3 protein-coding genes are annotated in these 4,007 nt (G+C 45.0%); 2 read left to right on the top strand and 1 reads right to left on the bottom strand.

The annotated features are described in order from the left end of the window. Window positions 1-207 precede the first annotated feature (207 nt). A complete protein-coding gene (locus I6E49_RS13995) occupies window positions 208-1,056 on the bottom strand; it encodes a DUF6377 domain-containing protein (protein WP_235403088.1) in 849 nt (282 codons plus the stop codon). Here I6E49_RS13995 and I6E49_RS13990 point away from each other — a divergent pair. Together I6E49_RS13990 and I6E49_RS13985 are read left to right on the top strand one after the other, a co-directional pair. After that, window positions 1,039-3,639 (top strand): hypothetical protein, encoded by a 2,601-nt coding sequence (locus I6E49_RS13990; RefSeq protein WP_235403087.1) that lies wholly within the window; start codon window positions 1,039-1,041, stop codon window positions 3,637-3,639. The two genes, I6E49_RS13995 and I6E49_RS13990, sit on opposite strands and share 18 nt — an antisense overlap. 4 nt (window positions 3,640-3,643) lie before the next feature. Then, window positions 3,644-3,808, top strand: coding sequence for a hypothetical protein (locus I6E49_RS13985; protein WP_235403085.1), 165 nt, complete (start codon window positions 3,644-3,646; stop codon window positions 3,806-3,808). The last annotated feature ends 199 nt before the right edge of the window (window positions 3,809-4,007 follow it).

Below are 4,007 nucleotides of genomic sequence, written 5' to 3'. Positions count from 1 at the left end.
ACTTTTCATCTGACAAATATACAGAATTCCAATGATTTCAAAGAACAAAAGATGTGTATAAAGGGTAGGGCGGGTGCCCTGGGCTATGTGCTTCTGCCCCTTTGGGGCGTACTGCTTTGACTTTTGACATGCCCTCCACTCAATCAACTGAACTTTTATTTATAATTTGTCATTACGCAACAGTTATCCCAACACTACAACAACCCCTTAATAAACTGAGCACAGCTTTTGCAGATTCTCCTCGAAGTGTTCTTTGTCGATGGCGCTGTTCTTTAGTGTAGAGCGATAGTTGTATATTGTTTGTAGCGAGTAGGAGAGGATGCCGGCAATCTTAGGACTTTCTGTTACGCCCAGTCTTACCAAGGCTGCTACACGCAGTTTTGGAGTCAGCTCATTGTCTTCCCTAAGCTCGATTTGCGCCTCGGGTATCAGCAGTGAGTTCTGTTCATTTACAAACGAGGGATAGAGCGAGAGAAAGATTTTGTCGAACTGCGAGAAGAAGTTCTGGCTCTCCTCAGTGCCTCGCTTTGAAGACGAGAGAATGCTCAGCAACTCTTTCTGCTGATTTGCCTTGATCTTGCGTATAACCAGTTTGCGCTGACTGTCCAACCGCTCAATATACTGATAGCAGAGCATGATAAAGGCATTAGCCATCAACTCACGCTTTGCGTTGGTGTTTTCAAGCTCATCATTTGAGTTCCGAAGCGCTTTGTTTGAGTCCTTAAGCTCGTTGTTTGAGTCCTTAAGCTCATTGTTTGACGACATTACATCGCTAATGGCAGCAAGCAGCAGATAACGCCTCTGCTGCTCCCACAGTTTATTGTTGCCGTAAGCCTTCGACAGAACGCATGCCGCCCTGCCGTACATGCGGTTTTCGGGTCCGAACATTTGCATTGCCTTATTCAATGAAGCGCTAATCTCATTGATACTCCTGCCTGAGTAAAAGAGGTTAATACTCTTCATGTAATAATACATTGCGCAATTCTTCGGACAGTAGTATAGAGCCTTGCTGATATATTCCTTGAACAGTTCGTTATAATGTTTGCTGAACTCCATTTTCTGACAACAGGCATTCTAGGTGAGGTGTCACGTGGTGATATGATTGATGAGAATCTTAACAATGGCTATTCAGCTGTAGTAGGAGCGTTAATTCCAATATCAACTCCAGTTACTGTATACGCCAAGCCTTCTGATAATGAGGAGTCATTCCCTAAGGGAACAGAAGTGGGATTCAAGTTTAATGGATTTAATCTCGCCAATCTTTCGGTAGGCTCTGGCGTTGAACTCACACTTTTCAACAAAGAGAATAAAGAAATAGGCAAGTATGACATCTCTAATAAACTCCTGGGTCTTGGACTGATTGAGGATACCAAGGACGGTGAAGTCGTTATGAGAGCTCCAGCAGCCTTCTCAGCAGCAAAGATTTTCTTCAAAGGCATAAGAATACAAGTTGGTGGTACCTCTGTCAACTACGCCTTTGTGTGCATGGCTCCCGATGTAGTTTCTCATCATTGCCCCATCAATATCACATCAAGTCGCGATGTGCCTGGAAGTGTCAATCAGTTCCAGTTGCAGCACAACAAGGATGTTGATGTGACATGGACCGTCAAGAGCTATCCGGAGGGAGCCGCAGATGTTGAAGTGGTTGCCACATCAGGCTTGGTAAGCAATTTGTCTCTTCCCGGCAAGTATGTTTTCCGTGCGACAGCAGCTGATGGTTGCTATGAAGAGACAACCCTCAACTATGCTCCCACATACGTTGCGGAAGAACACGGAGTGGATATCCTTGTCAATAAGGAGAGTGAGGAGCCTAAATACGTGTTGAGCGATAAGTTTGGCGGTGGTTTGATACAGATTTTTGATAAAATGGTGAACCGCTCAGCCATACTTACTACTTCTATCAACGATTTCACCTATCGTGAGCCAGGCGTTTCATTGGCAGCCAACACAGGTCTCGTTGGTTTCAAGACTGCTGATGGCTCTAACTTTGCTGATGGTTTGAATGGCAATACAAGAGCTTTCAATGGAAAGATGAAGGTTGGTTTTGTGGTATCAGCTAAGGCTATCGGACTCGATGCTGATGTGCTTAAGCTCTACAACATCAAGCTCTACAATAAAGGCAAGGAAGTGACTGGAAATGTAGCAACCCATTGGGATGCCATCTCAGCCGGACTTATCGGTAAAGAGGAAACACGTAAAATGTGTCTGAACGTTGAAGTTCCAGCGGGCTGTGTGTTTGATGAGATTGTACTTTATAGCACAGGCGTTCTTTCTGCCGATCTCTCACAGCTCAATGTCTACTATGCGTATGTAGCCGATGCAGATGCCGACAATGCTACAGTCAATCCCGTTTACGGCACTCAGGTGGTGTCTACAAATAACACCAATGCCTCTATCAACTTTGCCAACACCAAGATGTTCCATGTTGTCAACATTGGCAACGGCTACAATGAGTTGAGCAATTTGATTGACGAGTCGTTGGATACATACCTGACTCTACCTTTGGGCGTAAACTTGGGAGGCTCTACAATCTCTGTCAATATGGGTAAAGTAGTTGATAAGGGACAGCAGCTTGTTATGGTAACCCAGAATCTGGCTTTAGGATTGGGTGCAAGTCTGGGCGAAGGTCTTAAGTTGACCACCTATCTTGATGATGAAAAGCAGGAAGAACTTACAAACTGGAAGGTTCTTGGCGCTGATGTAATAGGCAGTAAGGGCGACAGCTATGCCGTGCTCAATCCTACCAAGTCGTTCGATCAGGTTCGTATCACACCTGTTAAGGCGCTCTCTGCTCTTGAGAATCTTCAGATTAAGGGCTTCGCTCTGCGTACTGACATGAACGATGACGGTACACTCAACGGAGACGACAACCTTCTGGTTCTTGATGAGGACAAGACTCTTGACGTAACCAAGAGATACACTGGAGCCACGATGCTGCTGCATCGTACATTCACCAAGAATGCTGACAACGACAAGAAGGGATGGAACTCTATCATTCTTCCCGTCGATATGACAGCTGCTCAGGTTAAGGAAGCTTTCGGCGATGATGTACAGATGGCAGAGTTCGACCGTTTGGAGAACAACTGGATAAAGTTCTCTACAGTAGACGTAGCCGGTGAGGACGTAGTGCTGAAGAAGAATACACCTTATATAATATATCCTACAAGGGAGCCGCTCGGCAACTATTCATACACTATCAACGGTGTTACGCAGATTCTCAATGGTCCTGTATATGTAGCCAATGGCATCAACTACGATGACCAGACATCTGAACTGACACACACAGTAAATGGCGGAGGCATGACCTACAGCGGTTCGTACAGCAATCCGACAACGGTGTCAAAGGATTCTTTTATGTTCATCAAGGGCGACTTGATTCATACCATTAAGTCGCACGATGTTAAAGCTTACCGTTGCTGGCTTAAGGAGGATATGCACACGGGCAGAATGTTGATGTTCTCGCTTGATGGCAACGGTATGGGCGGTACAACCGGCATCCACGTAATTGAGGAGAACAAGCAGAATACAAACACCGGCATCTACAACCTTGGCGGTGTGCGCATGAACACCAACAATGTCGATAAGTTGCCGAAGGGTGTGTATATTGTTAACAACAAAAAAGTAGTAGTAAATAAATAATAATATGAAGAAGCAATATGTGACTCCAAAGGTTAGCGTTATTGAAATGGAGCCTTTACAGATAATGGCTGGAAGCATTGGAAGTGACCGAGGCTGGACTCCCGACGGTGACGAAAACAATGGATTCAGTGTCCAGGAAGAAGATGAGAATGGAGAATATGAATTCTAAATTCTATAACTTCTGAACTTGCGAAAGTTCAAATTATAATTTTTGATTGTCGTTGAGTGCCTTGCAAATGCAAATGCATCTGCAAGGCGCTTTCTTTGTATCAGGGGGGAGTCAAAAGTCTAAGCTGCACGCCCCGAAGGGGCAGAAGCACATAGCCCAGGGCAACGCCCTACCCTTTATACACATCTTTGACAATTCT

It is taken from the genome of Leyella stercorea (assembly GCF_021531655.1).
This window is presented reverse-complemented; position numbering and strand designations above follow the sequence as displayed.